The 17,594-nt window shown below is 59.1% G+C and carries 10 protein-coding genes; 4 read left to right on the top strand and 6 right to left on the bottom strand.

Annotation, left to right across the window (positions count from 1 at the left end):
* The first annotated feature begins 238 nt into the window (after positions 1–238).
* The 4 genes from MKFW12EY_RS11450 (at position 239) to MKFW12EY_RS11465 (ending at position 4,850) form a co-directional block, all read left to right on the top strand.
* Positions 239–1,009, top strand: a complete 771-nt coding sequence (locus MKFW12EY_RS11450; protein ID WP_064029854.1) for an oxygen-binding di-iron domain-containing protein — start codon at positions 239–241, stop codon at positions 1,007–1,009.
* 2 nt (positions 1,010–1,011) lie between these two features.
* Positions 1,012–3,201: a putative bifunctional diguanylate cyclase/phosphodiesterase gene (locus MKFW12EY_RS11455; protein WP_221053017.1), complete on the top strand. Its 2,190-nt coding sequence runs from the start codon at positions 1,012–1,014 to the stop codon at positions 3,199–3,201.
* Between the two features lie 190 nt (positions 3,202–3,391).
* Positions 3,392–3,997, top strand: a complete 606-nt coding sequence (locus MKFW12EY_RS11460; RefSeq protein WP_054758750.1) for a GNAT family N-acetyltransferase — start codon at positions 3,392–3,394, stop codon at positions 3,995–3,997.
* Entirely contained in the window at positions 3,990–4,850 is an 861-nt protein-coding gene (locus MKFW12EY_RS11465) for a carbon-nitrogen hydrolase family protein (RefSeq protein WP_221053018.1), read from the top strand. The genes MKFW12EY_RS11460 and MKFW12EY_RS11465 overlap by 8 nt, the downstream gene beginning before the upstream one ends.
* 41 nt (positions 4,851–4,891) lie before the next feature.
* Here the strand turns inward: MKFW12EY_RS11465 and MKFW12EY_RS11470 are convergent, their stop codons facing one another.
* From MKFW12EY_RS11470 to MKFW12EY_RS11495, 6 genes are all read right to left on the bottom strand, one after another.
* Entirely contained in the window at positions 4,892–9,397 is a 4,506-nt protein-coding gene (locus MKFW12EY_RS11470; protein WP_221053019.1) for a PAS domain S-box protein, read from the bottom strand.
* Positions 9,398–9,769: 372 nt separating this feature from the next.
* Positions 9,770–11,047 carry a sugar MFS transporter gene (locus MKFW12EY_RS11475; RefSeq protein ID WP_221053020.1) on the bottom strand — a complete coding sequence of 426 codons (1,278 nt, stop codon included), beginning with the start codon at positions 11,045–11,047 and terminating at the stop codon, positions 9,770–9,772.
* Between the two features lie 21 nt (positions 11,048–11,068).
* Complete coding sequence (locus MKFW12EY_RS11480) at positions 11,069–13,258, bottom strand: glycoside hydrolase family 3 N-terminal domain-containing protein (protein ID WP_245006285.1); 2,190 nt, start codon at positions 13,256–13,258, stop codon at positions 11,069–11,071.
* A 274-nt stretch (positions 13,259–13,532) separates the two neighbouring features.
* Positions 13,533–15,431 carry an ATP-binding cassette domain-containing protein gene (locus MKFW12EY_RS11485; protein ID WP_221053022.1) on the bottom strand — a complete coding sequence of 633 codons (1,899 nt, stop codon included), beginning with the start codon at positions 15,429–15,431 and terminating at the stop codon, positions 13,533–13,535.
* Positions 15,422–16,627 (bottom strand): competence/damage-inducible protein A, encoded by a 1,206-nt coding sequence (locus MKFW12EY_RS11490; RefSeq protein WP_221053023.1) that lies wholly within the window; start codon positions 16,625–16,627, stop codon positions 15,422–15,424. The genes MKFW12EY_RS11485 and MKFW12EY_RS11490 overlap by 10 nt, the downstream gene beginning before the upstream one ends.
* Positions 16,624–17,538 (bottom strand): AEC family transporter, encoded by a 915-nt coding sequence (locus MKFW12EY_RS11495; protein WP_054758771.1) that lies wholly within the window; start codon positions 17,536–17,538, stop codon positions 16,624–16,626. The genes MKFW12EY_RS11490 and MKFW12EY_RS11495 overlap by 4 nt, the downstream gene beginning before the upstream one ends.
* Positions 17,539–17,594 lie beyond the last annotated feature (56 nt).

Raw genomic sequence — 17,594 nt, forward strand, 5'->3', positions numbered from 1 at the left:
TCGATTCCGAACTTTACGCCGCCATCGGTCTAGCATGGTCCGGCCGCTATAACCGAGTGACTCCGGCCTTTGCCGAGAACGGCTCGGCAAAATCGGCAGATGGCGGATGAGGCCGAGCGGTAGCCTTGCGACACATTTCAAACTAAGCGCAATTAACCCCTATATTACTACGCCTTTTGGTGTATAAACCGCGCCCTCGCCTATCTGCAATAAGAAGAATAATTAAGAGATGCCGTTTATGAAAAACATCGTTTTATACAACGACAAGTTGCACAAATTCGTTTTATTGAACGAGAGCGAGCCTGGCGAAGAAGAAGGCATCCGTTCCAACCAATATTTGGTGATGCACGACGGCGACGGCGTACTGCTCGATCCGGGCGGATTCGGCGTGATGCCCAGCGTGCTGACCGAATTATTGCAGCACATCCGCACCGAGCGGATCAAAGCCATCGTCTTGTCGCACCAGGACCCCGACATCGTCGGCGGCCTCGCTACCTGGATCGAGCTGATCCAGGTACCGATCTACGTCTCCAGCATCTGGCTACGTTTTCTGCCCCACTACGGCATCACCGACATGACCCAGTTCGTCGGCGTGCCGGATTGCGGCATGGATTGCGAGATCGCCCCCGGCTTCTCGTTGCAACTGCTGCCGGCGCATTTTCTGCATTCGGAAGGGCAAATCAACGTCTACGATCCGGTTTCGAAGATCCTGTTCAGCGGCGATATCGGCGCGGCAATGCTGCCCGGCGAACTCGAATACGAGTTCGTCGACGATTTCGCGGCCCACCTGCCCTACATCGAAGCCTTCCATCGCCGCTACATGGGCTCGAACAAAGCCGCCCGGCTATGGGTCGACGCGGTTTCGGCACTGGATATCGCCATGATCGCGCCGCAACACGGCCCGATCTACCGCGGCCGGGCCGTGGCCGATTTTCTGGCCTGGTTTCGGCAATTGGAATGCGGCATCGATTTGATGGAAAAAAGCGGTTATTTCCGCGGGGAGAAATAGCCATGACCCATTCCGCACCCGCGACCGGCGTCGACGGCCAGGCAGACCGGTTTCCGCAGGACATGCAGCAGCTACGCAAGCTGGTCATGACCGAGCTTACCGCATTACTGGAAAGCCAGACCCGCACCCGCATTTTCGCCAGCACCATCAGTAATCAGATCCTGCGCGAACACGGCGCCATGCTGGCCGAGCTCGGCGCCAGCCTGGATCGGGTCGGCGACCGCGATGCGATGAGCCGGGTGCTGCAAACCACGTTGGCGCGCTGCGCCAACCTGGACCGGGCATTCGTCAAATTGACCGCCGAACGCCAGCGGCAATGGCGGAAAAACGGCGCGCAATTGCAGCGCGTCATCGACGATTTCAGCACCACCACCCAATACCTGGCCTCGGTCTTGGTGGAAAAAGACTTGTTCGAGCGGCAAAGCAGCGTGTTGGAAAGCATCATCCTGTCCCACGAAAAAGTTTCGCAGTGGAAGGAATTCGTCCAACAGATATTGAGCGGCTTTCACGCGATTTTTCCGTTCAATTTCTTTTTCATCGCCTTCGCCGAACAAAACGAGCTGTCGCTATATTTTTATTACCTGGGCGATTACAGCGACGAGATTCGCGGCCTGGTGCGCAGCAGAACCACGCAGGATTTGTTGCGGCAACTGGCCCTGCCCGACGACGCCCCGCTGAATATCGAGGAATTCCACATTCAGGCCAAAAACAGCAAATTGGTGACGATAGAAGACGTCAAGCTGATTTCGGTCGCGGTGCCGGAGCATACGCCGGGGCTGGCGGGATTGCTGGGCGTGGCCTTCGCCTCCGCGGTGCCGCTGAGCCACCAAGAACAGAGCATCATCCGCTCGTTGCTGTCGGTCATGGTCATGATCGTCGGCTCCAGCAAGGTGCTGAGCCGGACCCTGTCCGAGCTGGAATATTATTCGACCCACGATCCGCTGACCGGCATCCACAACCGGCGCTATTTCAACGACATGTTGGAATACGAAATTCCGCGTTCCGAGCGGCACAACCACGAATTCTCGGTGTTGCTGCTGGATTTGGACGATTTCAAGGATATCAACGATTCCTACGGCCACCCGGTTGGCGACAGCGTGCTGATCAAAATCGCCGCGACCATCTGTACCCGGCTGCGGAAAGGCGATATTCCGGTGCGCATGGGCGGCGACGAATTCGCCATTATTTTGCCGGAAACGTCGTTGCAGGGCGCCAAGGACGTGGCCGAATCGATCAGGAGCAGCCTGCACGGCATGTGTTTCGAAACCCCGGACGGCAAATCCTTTCACGTCAGTACTTCGGTCGGCGTCATTGGTTACCCCAGGGATGCGCAAAGCGTATCGGACCTGATGAGCGGCGTCGACATCGCGCTTTACCGGGCCAAGCAATTGGGCAAAAACGAAGTCTGCGTGTTCGACGCCGACGCCAATACGCCGCAGGCGCTGCAAGATAGCCGCAGCTTCGTCGAAGAACTGCGCCAGTCTTTGGCCGAAGACCGGTTTCAGCCCCATTTCCAACCCATCGTCGACTGCAAGACTGGTGAAATTTTCGCTTACGAGTCGGTCGCGCGCCTGTCCCGAGCGGACGGCACCACGATGGCGGCCGGCTTGTTTATCGAAACCATCGAAAAATACGGCCTGAGCCGGGAGCTGGACCGGATCATGGTCCGCAAAGTCATCGAAGCCAACAAAGCCAACATCGACCGCTCCGGCACGCCGCAGCGCCTGTTTATTAACCTGTCCGCCCAGGAAATCCAGGGCCGCGGCATTCTCGGCTTCGCCGAACAGCTATGCGAACAACTCGGCGTACCGCCCAGCAGCATCGTCTTCGAAATTCTGGAGCGCGACGCAATCGGCGACATGAGCCACATGGGCAAGTTTCTGGCGAATCTGCGCAAACAAGGTTTTGCCTTTGCGCTGGACGATTTCGGCAGCGGCTATAACTCCTTCCACTACCTGCGGGAACTGCATTTCGAATACGTCAAGATCGACGGCGCCTTCGTCCGCAACATCGTCGATTCCAAGATCGATCTGGCCTTGGTCTCCAATCTGTCGCGGCTGTGCCGGGATTTGGGGATTTTGACTATCGGCGAGTATGTCGAATCGGCCGATATCTTGGAGGTGTTGCAGGACATCGGCATCGACTACGCCCAGGGCTTTCATTTGGGCATTCCCCAGAGTTCGCTGCCCTAGCCCGCGGTTTGCCGCGCAACGTCTACTGATCGAGCGGCCTCGATACGGCTGCGTTCGGCACTGACGCCCGGCGCGCGTTCTCCAGTTTCGGCTTTGCATAGGCAACCCGACCGGCCTGCAATACAATAGTGCCTGCCAAACCGCCGTTCAGGCCGGTTACCGTTTCGTTTCAACCCAACCGCAAATCCACATGAGTAAAGACATCCGCATCCAACGCCTCAGCGGCGAAGCCTTGGTTCAATACATCCCGGAATTGGCGCGCCTGCGCATCGAAGTGTTCCGGGATTTTCCGTACCTGTACGACGGCGATTACGAATACGAAAAAAAATACCTGCAAACCTATATTAATTGCCCGGAAAGCGTGATCGTGCTGGCCTTCGACGGCGACAAGATCATCGGCGCCTCCACCGCAATTCCGTTGAAATACGAAACCGACGAAGTTAAAAAACCGTTCGTCGACAACGGCTATAACCCGGACGACGTGTTTTATTGCGGCGAATCGGTGTTGAATAAGGCCTACCGCGGCTTGGGGATAGGCGTGAAATTCTTCGAACAACGCGAAGCGCACGCCGCCGACCTGGGCGGCTTCAAACACATCACCTTTTGCTGCGTCGAACGCCCGGCCGACCACCCGCGCCGGCCGGCCGATTACGTGCCGCTGGACGCATTCTGGAACAAACGTAGTTATTTCAAACATCCTGAGCTGAAGACCACCTATTCCTGGAAGGATTTGGACGACAGCGAAGAAACGCCGAAACCGATGACGTTCTGGCTGAAGGAGGAACGCAATGCCTAAAATCGCCAGTGCCCAATACGACATCGGCTTCCTGGAAACCTGGGAAAACTTCGCCGCCAAGGCCAGCCGCTGGGTCAAGGAAGCCGCCGACAACCGGGCCGATATTCTGCTGTTTCCGGAATATGCCTGCATGGAACTGGCCTCGCTGTTTCCGCAGGAAATCTACGCCAGCTTGTCCGGCCAGTTGGAAGCCTTGCAAAGCCTGTTGCCGCAATACCTGGAACTATTCAAATCACTGGCCGCGCAACACCGGGTTTACATCCAGGCCGGCACCTTTCCGGTCAAACACGACAACGGCGAATTCCGCAACCACGCTTATTTCTTTACGCCGCAGGGCGAGGTCGATTATCAGGAAAAACTGACGATGACCCGCTTCGAAAACGAGCAATGGCACATTGCGCGCGGTCTGGAGATCAAGGTATTCGATACCGTATTCGGCAAAGTTGCCATCAACATCTGCTACGACAGCGAATTTCCGCATTACGCCCGCCAGCAAACCGAGCGCGGCGCCACCTTGATCCTGGTCCCGAGCTGCACCGACACCGAAGCCGGCTACTACCGGGTGCGGATCGGCTGCCAGGCCCGCGCGCTGGAAAACCAATGTTACGTAGTGCAAGCCTCGTTGGTCGGCAATGCGGACTGGTCGGAAGCGGTCGACGTCAACTGCGGCGCCGCGGCGATCTACACTCCCGTGGACCGCGGCTTCCCCAACAACGGCATTCTGGCGATCGGCGAATACAACAAAGTGCAATGGGTCTATGCCGACCTGGATTTAGCATCTGTGGAGACCGTGCGCAACGTCGGCCAAGTGTTCAATTACCGGGATTGGCCGAAACAGTTCGATTGCCGCTGACGGCGGATGCCGGCCGGCAACGGTGAGATATCAGCGGTCGTCTACCGGGCAAATGCCAGAAACTCGGCCTGCGTCATGGGTTTGGCGTACAGGAAGCCCTGCACGAAATCGCAGCCGACGGCCGCCAACAGGTCGCTTTGCGCCCCCGTCTCCACCCCCTCGGCAATGGTTTTCAATCCCAGCTTGTGCGCCATGACCACGATGGCTTCGGCGATGGCGCGGTCGTTGGAATCGCTTTCCAAATCGCGCACAAACGAACGGTCGATCTTCAGATAGTCGATGGGGAATTTCTTCAGATAGGCCATCGCCGAATAGCCGGTGCCGAAATCGTCCAGAGCCACTTGTATGCCGGCATTGCCGAGACGATTGATGATTTGCAGGATGTCGGGCCGGTCATCCAGTAGCAGGCCTTCGGTGATCTCGATGACAATATGTTCGGGCGGAACTCCGCTCTGCTCGAGATGGGCGAGCCAAGCGATATAGAAATCGCCCTTAATGAATTGGCGCGGCGACAGATTGACGCTGATTTGCCGCGCCTCCCGGCCATCGGCGTTCCAGCGGCGGGCGGTTTCCACCGCTTGGCGGAACACCCAGTCGCCAATGTCGTGGATAAGGCCAGTTTCTTCGGCTATCGAAATGAATTGGTTGGGCGGCACCAGGCCGCGCTGCGGGTGGCGCCAACGCAGTAGGGCTTCGGCTTTGACGATGGCGCCGCCGGCGATATCGACAATCGGCTGGTAGTGGACTTGCAGTTGGCCCTGGGCCAGGACGTCGCGCAAATCGTTGGCAAGCAGCAACCGGGTTTGCGCTTGTTGCTGCATGGCGGGAGTAAAAAAACTAAAACCGTTGCGGCCTTGCTCCTTGGCGGCGTACATGGCTTGATCGGCGCAACCGATCAAGCCGTCGGCTGTGTCGGTATCGAACGGGTAAGCGGCAATGCCGATGCTGGTGGACACATACACGGTATGCTTATCGAGACTGAATGGCTTGGTCATGGCATTGACGATGTTTTGAGCGACCCGCCCCAGGTGCGACATGTCGTCCACCCGCGGCAGGATGGCGATGAACTCGTCGCCGCCCAGCCGGGCTACGGTATCGGTTTCGCGAATGCCGGCGCGTATGCGCTGAGCGGCTTCCACCAATAGCAGGTCGCCGATTTCATGCCCCATGGTGTCATTGACTTCTTTGAAGCGATCGAGGTCGATAAACAACAACGCCAGACTTTCGCCGTTGCGCGCGGCTTTGCCGATTTCTTCGTGCAATCGGTCGCGAAACAGGCGCCGGTTGGGCAGTCCGGTCAAGTTGTCGTAGCTGGCCTGGTGTTGCATCTGCTCTTCGATCCGTTTGCGCTCGATGGCGATGGCGCTCAAATGGCTGGCATAGCGCAAGCGGCCCATATCCAGCTCGTTCGGCTCGCCGGCCTGGCCGCGGTATAGGGTTACCACGCCCAATGGTTGGCCGGACGATCCGCTAATCGGATCGGACCAACAGGAAACCATGCCGGTTTTACTGGCAAACGAGCGGCAGTTTTCCGAAACGGTGGCAAGGCGCATGTCCTTTATGATCAATGGTTCGGCGAGACCGAAGTCAACGGCGCAGCCGTTGCCTTCCTGGTCCAGGGCGACGCCTTGACTATGCGCGGGACATGGAATCGAAAAAGACGGTGCCGTCCCATGGATCAAACGATTGCCCGTTTGATCCAGCACTTGGATGCGGCAACGGCAACCGGGGCAGGCGGACTCGACGTAAAGGGCGATCTGCGTCAGTATTTCGTCGAGGTCGCCGCCCTGCGCCATGCGCTCGAACACCCGGCGGCGTTCGACATCCAGCAGTTGCTCGCGCCTAGGCTTGGTCATGTCGAAACCCAATACCAGCAAGCCGCGGACTTCGCCGTCGCTGCCGTACTCCGGCGAAACCCGCACCAGATGGCTGTACAAGGCGCCATGGCCGCTACGCCATTCCAGCGACACATCCTCGCGCGCGCCGGACGACAGCACCCGCATCAGCAAGGCGGTGTAGGCATCGATAGTCACATTGGTAGCGCGCCAGAATGCACCGACATGCGCACCCAGGATTTCCGCTTCGGGCAGACCCACCGCCGCCACGAAAGCCGGATTGACGTAAGTGTGGCGCAGCGCCCGATCCAAGCGCATGACATAGGTCGGCAGGTTTTCTACCAAAGTGCGAAATTCCTGTTCGCGCTCGGCTAGCGCCAATTCCATCCGCTTACGTTCGTGGATGTTGCGAATCATGGCCATGTTGTAGCCTTGGCCGTCCGATTCAAAATAATTGGCAACCACCTCGACCGGAAAAATCCGCCCATCCTTGGTCCGGTGGCGAGTTTCGAAGGTCAGCGAACCGTGGGTTTGGAGGTCCCGCCAATGATGGGGCCAGACGGCATACTGATAGTCGGGGTCGATATCCGGGATGCTCAAGCCCAGCAGTTCTTCCCTGCCGTAACCCAAGCCCTGGCAGGCATGCGCATTGACGTAATGGATGCGAGCCTGTTCGTCGATCAAGTAAACCGCTTCCTCAACGTGATCGATGGCATAGTGCAGGCGGGCCAGTTCTTGCTCGTGTCGTTTGCGCTCGGTGATGTCCAGGACGGTCCCCACCAAGAATTGTTGCCCGCGTTCGTCGTTGCAGCGGGTTTTCTTGACGATGACAGTATGGGTTTTACCCTGGCAGTCGGTAAAGGTCTCCTCGCTGACATCCTCTTCGCCGCTAGCGAACACGGCTTTGTCTTTAATCCGAAATACGGCAGCCTCGTGTGCGGAAAAAAAATCGCTATCGCGTTTTCCCAATAAGGCTGCCATCGGTTGACCGACAAAGTCGCAAAACGCTTGATTCAGTCTGACCCAGCGATGCTCGCTGTCTTTAACGAACACCGGGTCGGCGATGGTCTCGATCACCCGGTCCAGGAATTGCCGCGATTCCTGCAGCAGGCGTTCCGACTGCTCGCGCTCCAATTCCGCCGCCGCGCGGGTCGCCACCAGTTGCAGCAGCGAAGTCACCTCCGCCATGTTAAGCATCGGCTTGCCGTCCATCGCCGCAATCAGGCCGACCACCCGGCCGGAGGAATCCAGCAGCGGCAGGCCGGCATAGCTCTCGACGTCCATTTCCAACAACAGTTTATCCTCCGGGAATTGCTGCCGCACCTGTTCCGGATAACAACAAAAGGCGCCCTCCATCACGTTGCCGCAAGGCGTTCCCTTAAGACCGTATTGAACGTTGGGCAATACCTGGCCCTTGGCATAAATCACCACGGTTTCGGCAACGGCCGGGTCCTTTGTCAACCGATCGATGACGACATAATCCACCGCCAGCGTCTGTCCCAGGTAGCGGGCAAGCGCGGTTAGGAACGATTCGCCGTCCACCTGCCAGCCGCGCTGAGCGATGAATTGCAAGGTGTTCTCGATGCGCTTGCGCTCGGTAATGTCCAGCGACGTGCCGATGAAGCGCAACGGTTTGCCGTCGGCGTCGTAGTAAGGCTGGCCGCGTTCCAATATGTATTTGACGCGGCCGTCCGGAAACAGCAGACGATGCTCGACTTCATAGCGGCTGCCTTCAACAATCGATGCGTTATACACCTGAACGACGCGCGCTCTGTCTTCGGGATGAACCGTGTCGACGAAAGCCTCGAAGGTCGCCGCGAACTTGGTCTTGTCGATTTCCCAGATGCGGAAGGTCTCGTCCGACCAGGTCAGCACATCGTTGACGATATCCACATCCCAACTGCCGATATGGCCGATGCGCTGCGCCTCCTCCAACGCGACCCGGCTGGACTGCAAGGCTTGCTCGATGCGCTTGCGTTCGCTGATTTCGCGCACCACACTCAGACCGAACAGTTTGCCGTCGTCCTTGAAATGAGTGGCATTGATTTCCACCGGAAATATGCGCCCGCCGCTGTCGCGGTGCCAGGTTTCGAACATCAACGATTGGTTGAGCGGTGCGGACTGTATCTCCCGCAGCCATTCAGGCGTGGCGTGCGGGTTGATATCGAGCGGCGTCATGGCCAGCAGTTGTTCCCGGCTATAGCCGAGCGAGCGGCAGGCGGCAGCGCTGACATAGCGGAAGCGAAAATCCTCGCCCAACAGGAAAATGGCGTCGGACGACAGGTCTATGGCTCGCTCCAGCAATTCCAGGCGTTGCTGGGCCAGCTTACGCTCGGTGATGTCCAGCATCAGGCCGTGCCACTCGATGCCGCTGTCCGGCTCCGGTGCCGGCGCGGACTTGGCTTCCAACCAGCGGACGCCCTTGTCGGGGTGAATGATGCGAAACTCGATGTGAAACAGCCCGCGATACTGTACGGCGTCGGCGAGCGCGGCCTCGATTGCCTCGCGGTCGTCCGGGTGGGCCATGGCATGCAACAGCCCCATGTCCTCGGCCACTTGTTCCGGTTGCAAACCGTAAATGTCGCGAATGCCGCCACTGACATAGGGGAAACTGAAACGCCCGTCCGGCGCCAAGCTGAAGGTAAATACAAAACCGGGCAGATGCGCCGCCATGCGCGAAAAACGCTGCTCCAGATCCAAGGGAAACGGCATTGGTTTAGAGCCCTCGTTTCAGGTTAGCGAAAAACCGGTAGCCACTTTCACCCCCCTTTCGGAATTTCACAAGCTTTAGCTGGGATGCGCATTGTTTAGCGCGGGGGCAAGCCGATTGGCCGGCGTCTGCCCGATACCGACCGACTCGATTTGATCTTTGCTGCGGAGTCAGCCGCGGTTCGAAAAACATACTATTCATAAACGCTGGCGTTGGGCCGTGGCACGAGTTGCCGACACGGTGGGGAAAAGCGCCGACTCATGCAGACATTGCGCTACGCGGAGTTCCAATGTCGTTAAGTTAAGCAACAAACCGCCTTGTTCAAATGTTGTAGGAGCAGGCCAAGCCTGCGACCGAAGACTTAACGACATTGATCAGCCGTTGCTAAACCGCAATTGGCGGGCGCAACGGCTGCCGTAATAGGCGATGTACAGGTAACAAAGCAAAGGCACGAAAAACGCGTGCTGGATGCCGATACGGTCGGCGAACCAGCCCTGCAGCAGCGGGATCAAGGCGCCGCCGACGATGGCCGAGCACAGGATACCGGAGCCCTGGCCGGTATGCGGTCCCAGACCGGTCAAGGCCAGCGAGAAGATGGTCGGGAACATGATCGAATTGCATAATCCGACCGCCAGAATGGCGAGCGTGGCGACGCGGCCGCCGGCTAACATCGCGACGCCGACCAAGCCCGCCGCGCACAAGGCGTTGAAGATCAACGCCTTGCCCGGATGAACCTTACGCATTGCTACGGCACCGAGAAAACGGCCGACCATCGCCCCGCCCCAATAGAACGAAACCAGCTTGCCGGCCTCCTGTTCGGCCAAGCCGGCAATGTGGGCTTGGCCGAGGAAATTGACCAAAAAGCTGCCGATCGCCACTTCGCCGCCGACGTAAACGAAAATCGCCAGCGCGCCCAGCACCAGTAACGGAAAATGCCAAGCGCTCTGCTCGACCCGGGTAGCGGCTATGTCGCCTTGGGCCGAGGCGGGCGCCGTGGCCGATACGCTGGGCAATTTCAGCAACGAAAATACCGCCGCCAAGCCGAACAGCACTGCCGCCAACCACAAATACGGCTGTTGTACCGCCGCCGCTTCGGCCGCCTGGTAAACCGACAATTGTTCGGGTTCTAACCCGGCAATCTGGTCGGCGGTTTTCACGGCGGTAGCCAGAATCAGCAACGAGCCGAAATACGGCCCCAACGTCGTTCCCAACGAATTGAAGGCCTGGGTCATCGTCAGCCGGCTAGATGCAGTGTCCGGATTGCCCAGCACCGTCACGTAGGGATTGGCGGCAACCTGCAGTAAGGTAATGCCGGACGCCAATACGAAAAACGCGGTTAAGAACAAAGGATAGGAATGCAGTCCGGCGGCCGGATAAAACAGCAGACAGCCGCCGCCCGCCACCGCCAGGCCGACGATAATGCCGGGCTTGTAACCGACTCTGTCCACCAGATAACCGCACGGCACCGACATGACGAAATAGGCGGCAAAGAAGCAAAACTGCACCAGCATCGCCTGGGTGTAATTCAGCGTGAATACCGCTTTTAGATGCGGAATCAAAATGTCGTTCAGGCTGGTCAAGAATCCCCAGATAAAGAACAGCGAAGTTAATACCGCCAAAGCGCCGGTGTACTTGTTTTGCTGGTCGGCCATGGTCCGCTCCGCCAACTGCCGTTAGTTCAGCACGTGAAACGAAGCCGTTTCGCTGCCGACCGTGACGATGAATTCGCCCGGCTCCACCACCCGCTTCATCTCCAGGCCGATGAAGGACAGGTCGCGCGGCGTCAATTCGAACTCCAAGGTCCGCTGCTCGCCCGGCTGCAACTCCACTTTCTTGAAGGCTTTCAGTTGTTTGACCGGCCGCGTGACCGAGGCGGCGACATCGTGCAGGTAAACCATCACGGTTTCCTTGCCGGCCAGATTGCCGGTGTTTTTGACGTTGACGCTCAACTGCAGATTGTCGCCGGTTTTAATCGCAGGCTGCGCCAGCCGCAAACCGTTGGTTTCGAACGTGGTATAGCTCAGGCCGTGGCCGAACGGATACAAAGGCCGGTACTGGTTGCTTTCGTAGGCTTCGATCGGTTTATGGTCGTACGGCGTGATGTCGTTGCTATCGCGCGGATAGGAAATCGGCAGTTTGCCGCTGGGGTTAACGTCGCCGAACAGAATGTCGGCCATCGCCGCACCGCCTTCCATGCCCGGCAAAAAGCCGAGCACGACCGCCTGGGCCTGGTTGGCGATTTCGGTGATGATGCGCGGCCGGCCGCCGAAAGTGACCAATACCACCGGCTTGCCGGTTTGAAAAATCGCCCGCGCCAATTGCAGTTGCACCGGGTCCAACTGTAACGAATCGATGTTGCCCTCGGTTTCGGTGTAGGTTTTTTCGCCCAGCGCCAACACCACGATATCGTGGTGGCGCGCTTCGCTGACCGCCTGCTCGATGTTGATCTCGTCGCTGAACTGTTTGCCGCCGACGTAAGTCACCTTGCCCTCGGTTTTTTGCCGTATCGCGTCCAGCAGGGTCGGTTTGTCCTGCGGGTAAAATTCTTCCTTGTTGCCTTGCCAGGTTATGGTCCAGCCGCCGTTCATCACGCTGAGCAGGTTAGCCGCCGGTCCGGTCACCAGCACACTGGCTCGCTTGCTCAACGGCAGCAGGCGGTGGTCGTTTTTGGCCAGCACGATGGCTTCGCGCGCCGCCTGGCGGTTGACCGCAGCGGCTTCGGCGGTGGCGAAATAGCCCGCCTCGGGCAAGGCCGGCTCGCGCCGCTCGAACAGCCCGCTACGGTATTTGACGCGCAGGATGCGGGTCACCGCCTCGTCGATCCGGGCCAGCGGCACTTCGCCGGATTGGGCCAGATCCAGTAACAGGTAATAGAACGAATAATCGAACGGCACCATACTCATGTCGACGCCGGCCATCACGGCGATTTTGATGGCCTCGCGCGGCGAGTCGGCCAGTTTATCGCGGCTGTAGAGGCGGATGATGTCCTCCCAATCGGACACGGTGAAGCCGTCGAAGCCCATTTCGCCGCGCAAAATGTCGTTCAGGTAGTGGCGATTGGCATGCCCCGGCACGCCGTCGACTTCCGCCGAATTGACCATAACGGTCGGTGCGCCGGCCAGCACGCCGGCTTCGAACGGCGGCAAAAACCATTCCCGCAGTGCCCGTTCGCCGATCCAGGCCGGGGTGCGGTCCTTACCGTTCAACGGGTAGCTATAACCGACGTAATGTTTCAAACAGGTCGGCGCTTTATCGGCCGCCGCAATGTCATCGCCCTGGTGGCCGCGGATGTAGGCGCTGCCCATCGCACTGGCCAGATGTACGTCTTCGCCGTAGGTTTCCCACAAGCGCGGCCACAGCGGCTGGCGGCCGATATCCATCACCGGCGCGAAATTCCAGTCCAAACCCGACGCCTTGACTTCGCGCGCGGTGATCTCGCCTTCCCGGAACGACAATTCGGGATTGAAGGTCGCCGCCATGCTGATCGCTTGCGGAAACAACACCGCGTTTTGGGTATAAGTGGCGCCGTGAATCGCGTCGATGCCGTAAATCACCGGAATTTTCAGCCGGGTGCGGGCCGCGGCGTCGCGAATTTGTTGGGTCAGGCGCCGCCATTTGCCGATCGGTTGTGCCTTGTTATTCGGCGTGCTCGGCGCATTCAGGATCGAACCGACGTGGTACTGCAACAAGGCTTCTTCCAGCTTGGCCGGGTCGATCGGATTTTCGGCGTCCTGGCCGTCGGCGACCGAAATGACGCTGAAATCGATCTGCGTCATTTGCCCGATCTTCTCCTCCAAGGTCATTTGCGCCAACAGCGCACGGACTTGGTTTTCGACGGCCTCGTTTGATTCTTGTGCACTCACAGCGGACTCCAATACGGCGGACATTAAAATAATGGCTAAATAATTTTTTATTTTTTTTGATTTATTCATTGAGTCGCTCCAGAGCCGGAACGCAGCGCGCCGAACGGCTACAAGCGGATAGTTGAAACGATCTGCGCCGGGGTAACTATCGGCAGCGCATTGGCAGGATTTTAGCTCGATATTGGCGGATGCGCATCGGCCAAGCTACGGCCGGGTCCCGGCCGATAGGATTAATCGGTCCCGACCCGGCCGCAAACCATCGGCCACATGCAAACTAGCCTTGTAACGCATCCAATTCGTCCCAGCGGCTGTATGCCGCGGCCAGTTCGGCCTCGACCGCCTGCAACTCCGCCAGGGTCGCGGCCACGGCGTCTTGCGCCTGTTTGTAGAACTCGGCACTGCCTATGGCCGCGGCCAACTCCGTCTGCCGCGTCTCCAATCGCTCGATGCGCTCCGGCAACTGCTCCAGTTCGCGTTGTTCCTTGTAACTGAGTTTTTTGCCGGTCGCCGCCGCCGCTTTGGGTTTTTCTTTTTTGCCGGCGGCTTCCGCGCTTTTCGCCGCCTGTACTTGTTGCTGTTTGTTGCGCTCGGACAAGGCGAACCAGTCGGCGTAACCGCCGATGTATTCCTCGACCCGGCCGTCGCCTTCGAATACCAACACGCTGGTCACGACGTTATCCAAAAACTCGCGGTCGTGGCTGACCAGCAGCAAGGTGCCTTGGTACTGGACCAGCTTTTCTTCCAGAATTTCCAACGTTTCCAAGTCCAGATCGTTGGTGGGTTCGTCCATCACGATCAAATTGGCCGGCTTGGTGAACAGCCGCGCCAGCAACAGCCGGTTTTTTTCGCCGCCGGACAAACTCCGCACCGGCGACCGCGCCCGCGCCGGCGCGAACAAAAAGTCGGCCAGATACGACATCACGTGGCGTTTGCCGTCCGGGGTATCCACGAACTCGCCGCCGTCCAACACGCTGTCGGCCACCGACAGCTCCGGATCGAGCTGTTCGCGCAATTGGTCGAAATAGGCGATTTGCAGATTGGTGCCCAATTCGACGCTACCCTCGCTCGGTTGCAACTGGCCCAGCAATAATTTCAGCAAGGTCGATTTACCGGCGCCGTTGTTGCCGAGCAAACCGATCTTGTCGCCGCGCTCGATCAACAACGAAAAGTCTTTGATGATGGTTTTGTCCTGGTAGCGAAAACTGACGTTGACCGCCTCGATGACTTTTTTGCCGGAACTCTCGCCCTTGTGCAGCGCCAGTTTCGCCGAGCCTTGCCCGCTGCGGCGTTCGGCGCGCTCGGCGCGCAGTTTCTTCAAAGCCCTGACCCGGCCTTCGTTGCGGGTGCGGCGAGCCTTGATGCCTTGCCGGATCCAGGCCTCCTCCTTGGCCAATTTCTTGTCGAATTCGGCGTTCTGGTTGGCTTCGTCTTCCAGTGCCGCGGCTTTGCGCAGCAGATAATCCTGGTAATTGCCGGCCCACGAGGTCAACTGGCCGCGGTCCAGATCGATGATCCGCGTCGCCAGCTTCTGTAAAAACGCCCGGTCGTGAGTGACGAACATCACCGCGCCCGGAAACGCCAGAATCTGTTCTTCCAGCCAGGCGATGCTCTCGAAATCCAAATGGTTGGTCGGCTCGTCCAACAGCAAGACTTCCGGATCGACTACCAGCGCCCGCGCCAGCGCCACCCGCCGTTTCCAGCCGCCGGACAGGCTGCCGACCTTGACATCGGCCGGCAATTGCAGCCGGCTCAACACGGCTTCGACCCGGGTCTGAAATTCCCAGCCATTGTCCGCTTCCAACTTGTGTTGCACTTCGCCCAGCGCTTGCAAGCCTTGTTCGCTGCCGTCCATATGGCTCAGCAATTCGTGGTAGAGGGCGATCAGGCGCCCCAATTCGCCCAGGCCGCCGGCGACCGCTTCGTAGATGGTTTCGTCGCCGTTCAGGGTCGGCGACTGTTCCAGCCAGGCCAGCCGCAACTCGGGCTGTTTCCAGATTTCGCCGTGGTCGGGCGCAATCTGGCCGGCGATGATTTTCATCAGGGTGGATTTACCCTCGCCGTTGCGCCCCAATAGCCCGACCCGCTCGCCGGCGTCGAGTTGAAACGAGGCGTCGTCCAATAGAGCGTGCACGCCGAAGGCGATGGAAACATTGTTTAACCGAATTAAAGGCATGAGTTTTGAAAATAGCGTCTGAGAAGGTCCAGCGCCAACAAAGCGGCCTGGTTCTGTTTATGGATGCCCGCACCGTGCGCGGTCGATTGCCGTGAAACCACGCCTTGCGGCGTAGCCAGCGCATTATAAAGGACGATGCCGCCATCCTTGTCGTCGAAGCGGCCGGAACCGACGCGGTAAAGCTGGACCAAGGCAAAATCGGTTTGCCGCTCGGCCTGCAGTTCCCGCGCCAAAGTTGCGGCATGGCTTGCGCATTGCTGGTCGGTTCCGGCCGTTTCGTTGTGCAGCCGCAACTCGGCATGCTTCAACCATTGCCGGCCCAGACATTTCGCCGCCAGCAGGCCGTGGCTGGCCGTTTCCAGGATGGCCAGCGAATGGGCGCCGGCAGCCAGGGCCGCGTCGACGACGGCGACTAAATCGCCGTTGATGTCGGGCAGGCCGTCGACCGCGAATACGCAATCGCCGATGCGGGCGGCGGCCTGCGCGGCAATCCGCCGCCGCTCGGCTTCCGGCACATCGGCCGGAAACAGCAGTTTGGCCTGCACTTCGTCCGCCGCCGCCCGAAACCCCAAAACCACGCCGGGCGGCAAAGCCAGCGACTCCAGCTTCTGCTGAATCGCCGATTCGCCCAAGCCGATACAGCGCAAAGTCACCAGCGTATCCGGCCGTAACGCAAAACGCTGCAACAAATCGGTGCGCACCCAATCGCCGAACATTTGCTTCATCTCGAACGGCACGCCGGGCAGAAACACGAACCAGCAACGCCGAAACTGCAATGCGAAACCGGGAGCGGTACCGAAGCGGTTGTCGATACGCACTGCGCTTGCGGGCAGCAAGGCCTGTTTGCGGTTGGCCTCCGGCATAGCCCGCTGCCGCCTGGCGTAATAGGCCTGGATCGCGGCGAAGGCAGCTGCGTCGAATTCGAGCGGCAAGCCGCTGGCAACACTGACCGCTTCGGCCGTCAAATCGTCGCAGGTTGGCCCCAAACCGCCGGTACAGATACAACAATCGGCGCGGCCGGCGATTTCGCCGAACAGCTCGGCCAAATCCTGCAAATCGTCGCCGACCGCGGTATGGCGCTTCAGGGTAAAACCCAACTCGGCCAACTGCTGCGACAGCCAGGCGGCATTGGTGTCCACCGTCTGGCCGCTGACGATTTCGGCACCCTGAGAAAATATTTCGGCAATCAATGTCATAACGAATCGAACCAGAAAGGTAGGCTGAACAAGCTGCAAGCCGTGGTCAGCGTCACGGCCATCGCGTACAGGCCGCTGTCGAGCCGGTAACGGTCGCACAACACGATGCCGAGCACCATGCTGGGCATCGCGATATCGAGCACGGCCGCGGCTTTGAATTGGCCGGCCAATGCCAGATAACCGGCCAGCCACAACGCGAATAAGGGCATCAACACCAGTTTGACCAACAAAATCGGCACGACGAACGGCAGATTGCGCAAATGCACGTCGCGCCAACTCAACGCCAGCCCCAGCGAAAAGATCATCAGCGGCGCCACGGCGCCGGAGCAGGTGTGCAGCAATCCGGCCAACCAATCCGGAACCGCGATGCGGTTCAGATTCAGGGCAACGGCGAGAAAAGCCGCCCAGAACGGCGGCGCATTGAAATAAGCCAATGGCGATTTGGGTTTGGCTTCTGCCGACTCGCCGTAGTGGCGGGCCAAGCCGATGCCGAGCGTGAACACCAGCGGCGCCGCGGCAAACAAGTCGAGCTGAATCACGACCGAACGCGACCAGTGGCCGAAAGCCTGTTCCAGAACCGGCAGCCCCAAATAAGTCACGTTCGGAAACGCGGCGGCCAGGATCACCGCTCCGGTTTGCGGATTGCGGAACCGGCACAGTTTGCAGATCGCCCAACTCAGCCCGGCGCTAACCAGAATGCTGGCGCAGCCCAATAGGCTGAAACGTAACGATTGCCAACCGATATCGGCCCGCCACAGTACGTCCAGCACCATCGCCGGCAGAAAAAAATAGTAGACCACGCTGGTCAACACCAGCCGGGTTTGCTCCGCGGAGAGCCGGTTCGGCGTCAGGACGCGCCAGCCGGCGCCGCACAGCATCAGCACGGTCATTTGCATTAAAGTGGCATTCATGCCGGCATTTTAACAGGCGCAACGCTCCGGCAGCGGCCGAAACCCGCGCCAAGCCT

Source organism: Methylomonas koyamae (assembly GCF_019669905.1).
Lineage (GTDB): Bacteria > Pseudomonadota > Gammaproteobacteria > Methylococcales > Methylomonadaceae > Methylomonas > Methylomonas koyamae.

What these genes read in the sequence shown, in the direction of transcription:
- MKFW12EY_RS11450 (WP_064029854.1), top strand. Translation starts at nt 239, where the DNA reads ATGAAAAACATCGTTTTATACAACGACAAGTTGCACAAATTCGTTTTA.
- MKFW12EY_RS11455 (WP_221053017.1), top strand. Translation starts at nt 1,012, where the DNA reads ATGACCCATTCCGCACCCGCGACCGGCGTCGACGGCCAGGCAGACCGG.
- MKFW12EY_RS11460 (WP_054758750.1), top strand. Translation starts at nt 3,392, where the DNA reads ATGAGTAAAGACATCCGCATCCAACGCCTCAGCGGCGAAGCCTTGGTT.
- MKFW12EY_RS11465 (WP_221053018.1), top strand. Translation starts at nt 3,990, where the DNA reads ATGCCTAAAATCGCCAGTGCCCAATACGACATCGGCTTCCTGGAAACC.
- MKFW12EY_RS11470 (WP_221053019.1), bottom strand. Translation starts at nt 9,397, where the DNA reads ATGCCGTTTCCCTTGGATCTGGAGCAGCGTTTTTCGCGCATGGCGGCG.
- MKFW12EY_RS11475 (WP_221053020.1), bottom strand. Translation starts at nt 11,047, where the DNA reads ATGGCCGACCAGCAAAACAAGTACACCGGCGCTTTGGCGGTATTAACT.
- MKFW12EY_RS11485 (WP_221053022.1), bottom strand. Translation starts at nt 15,431, where the DNA reads ATGCCTTTAATTCGGTTAAACAATGTTTCCATCGCCTTCGGCGTGCAC.
- MKFW12EY_RS11490 (WP_221053023.1), bottom strand. Translation starts at nt 16,627, where the DNA reads ATGACATTGATTGCCGAAATATTTTCTCAGGGTGCCGAAATCGTCAGC.
- MKFW12EY_RS11495 (WP_054758771.1), bottom strand. Translation starts at nt 17,538, where the DNA reads ATGAATGCCACTTTAATGCAAATGACCGTGCTGATGCTGTGCGGCGCC.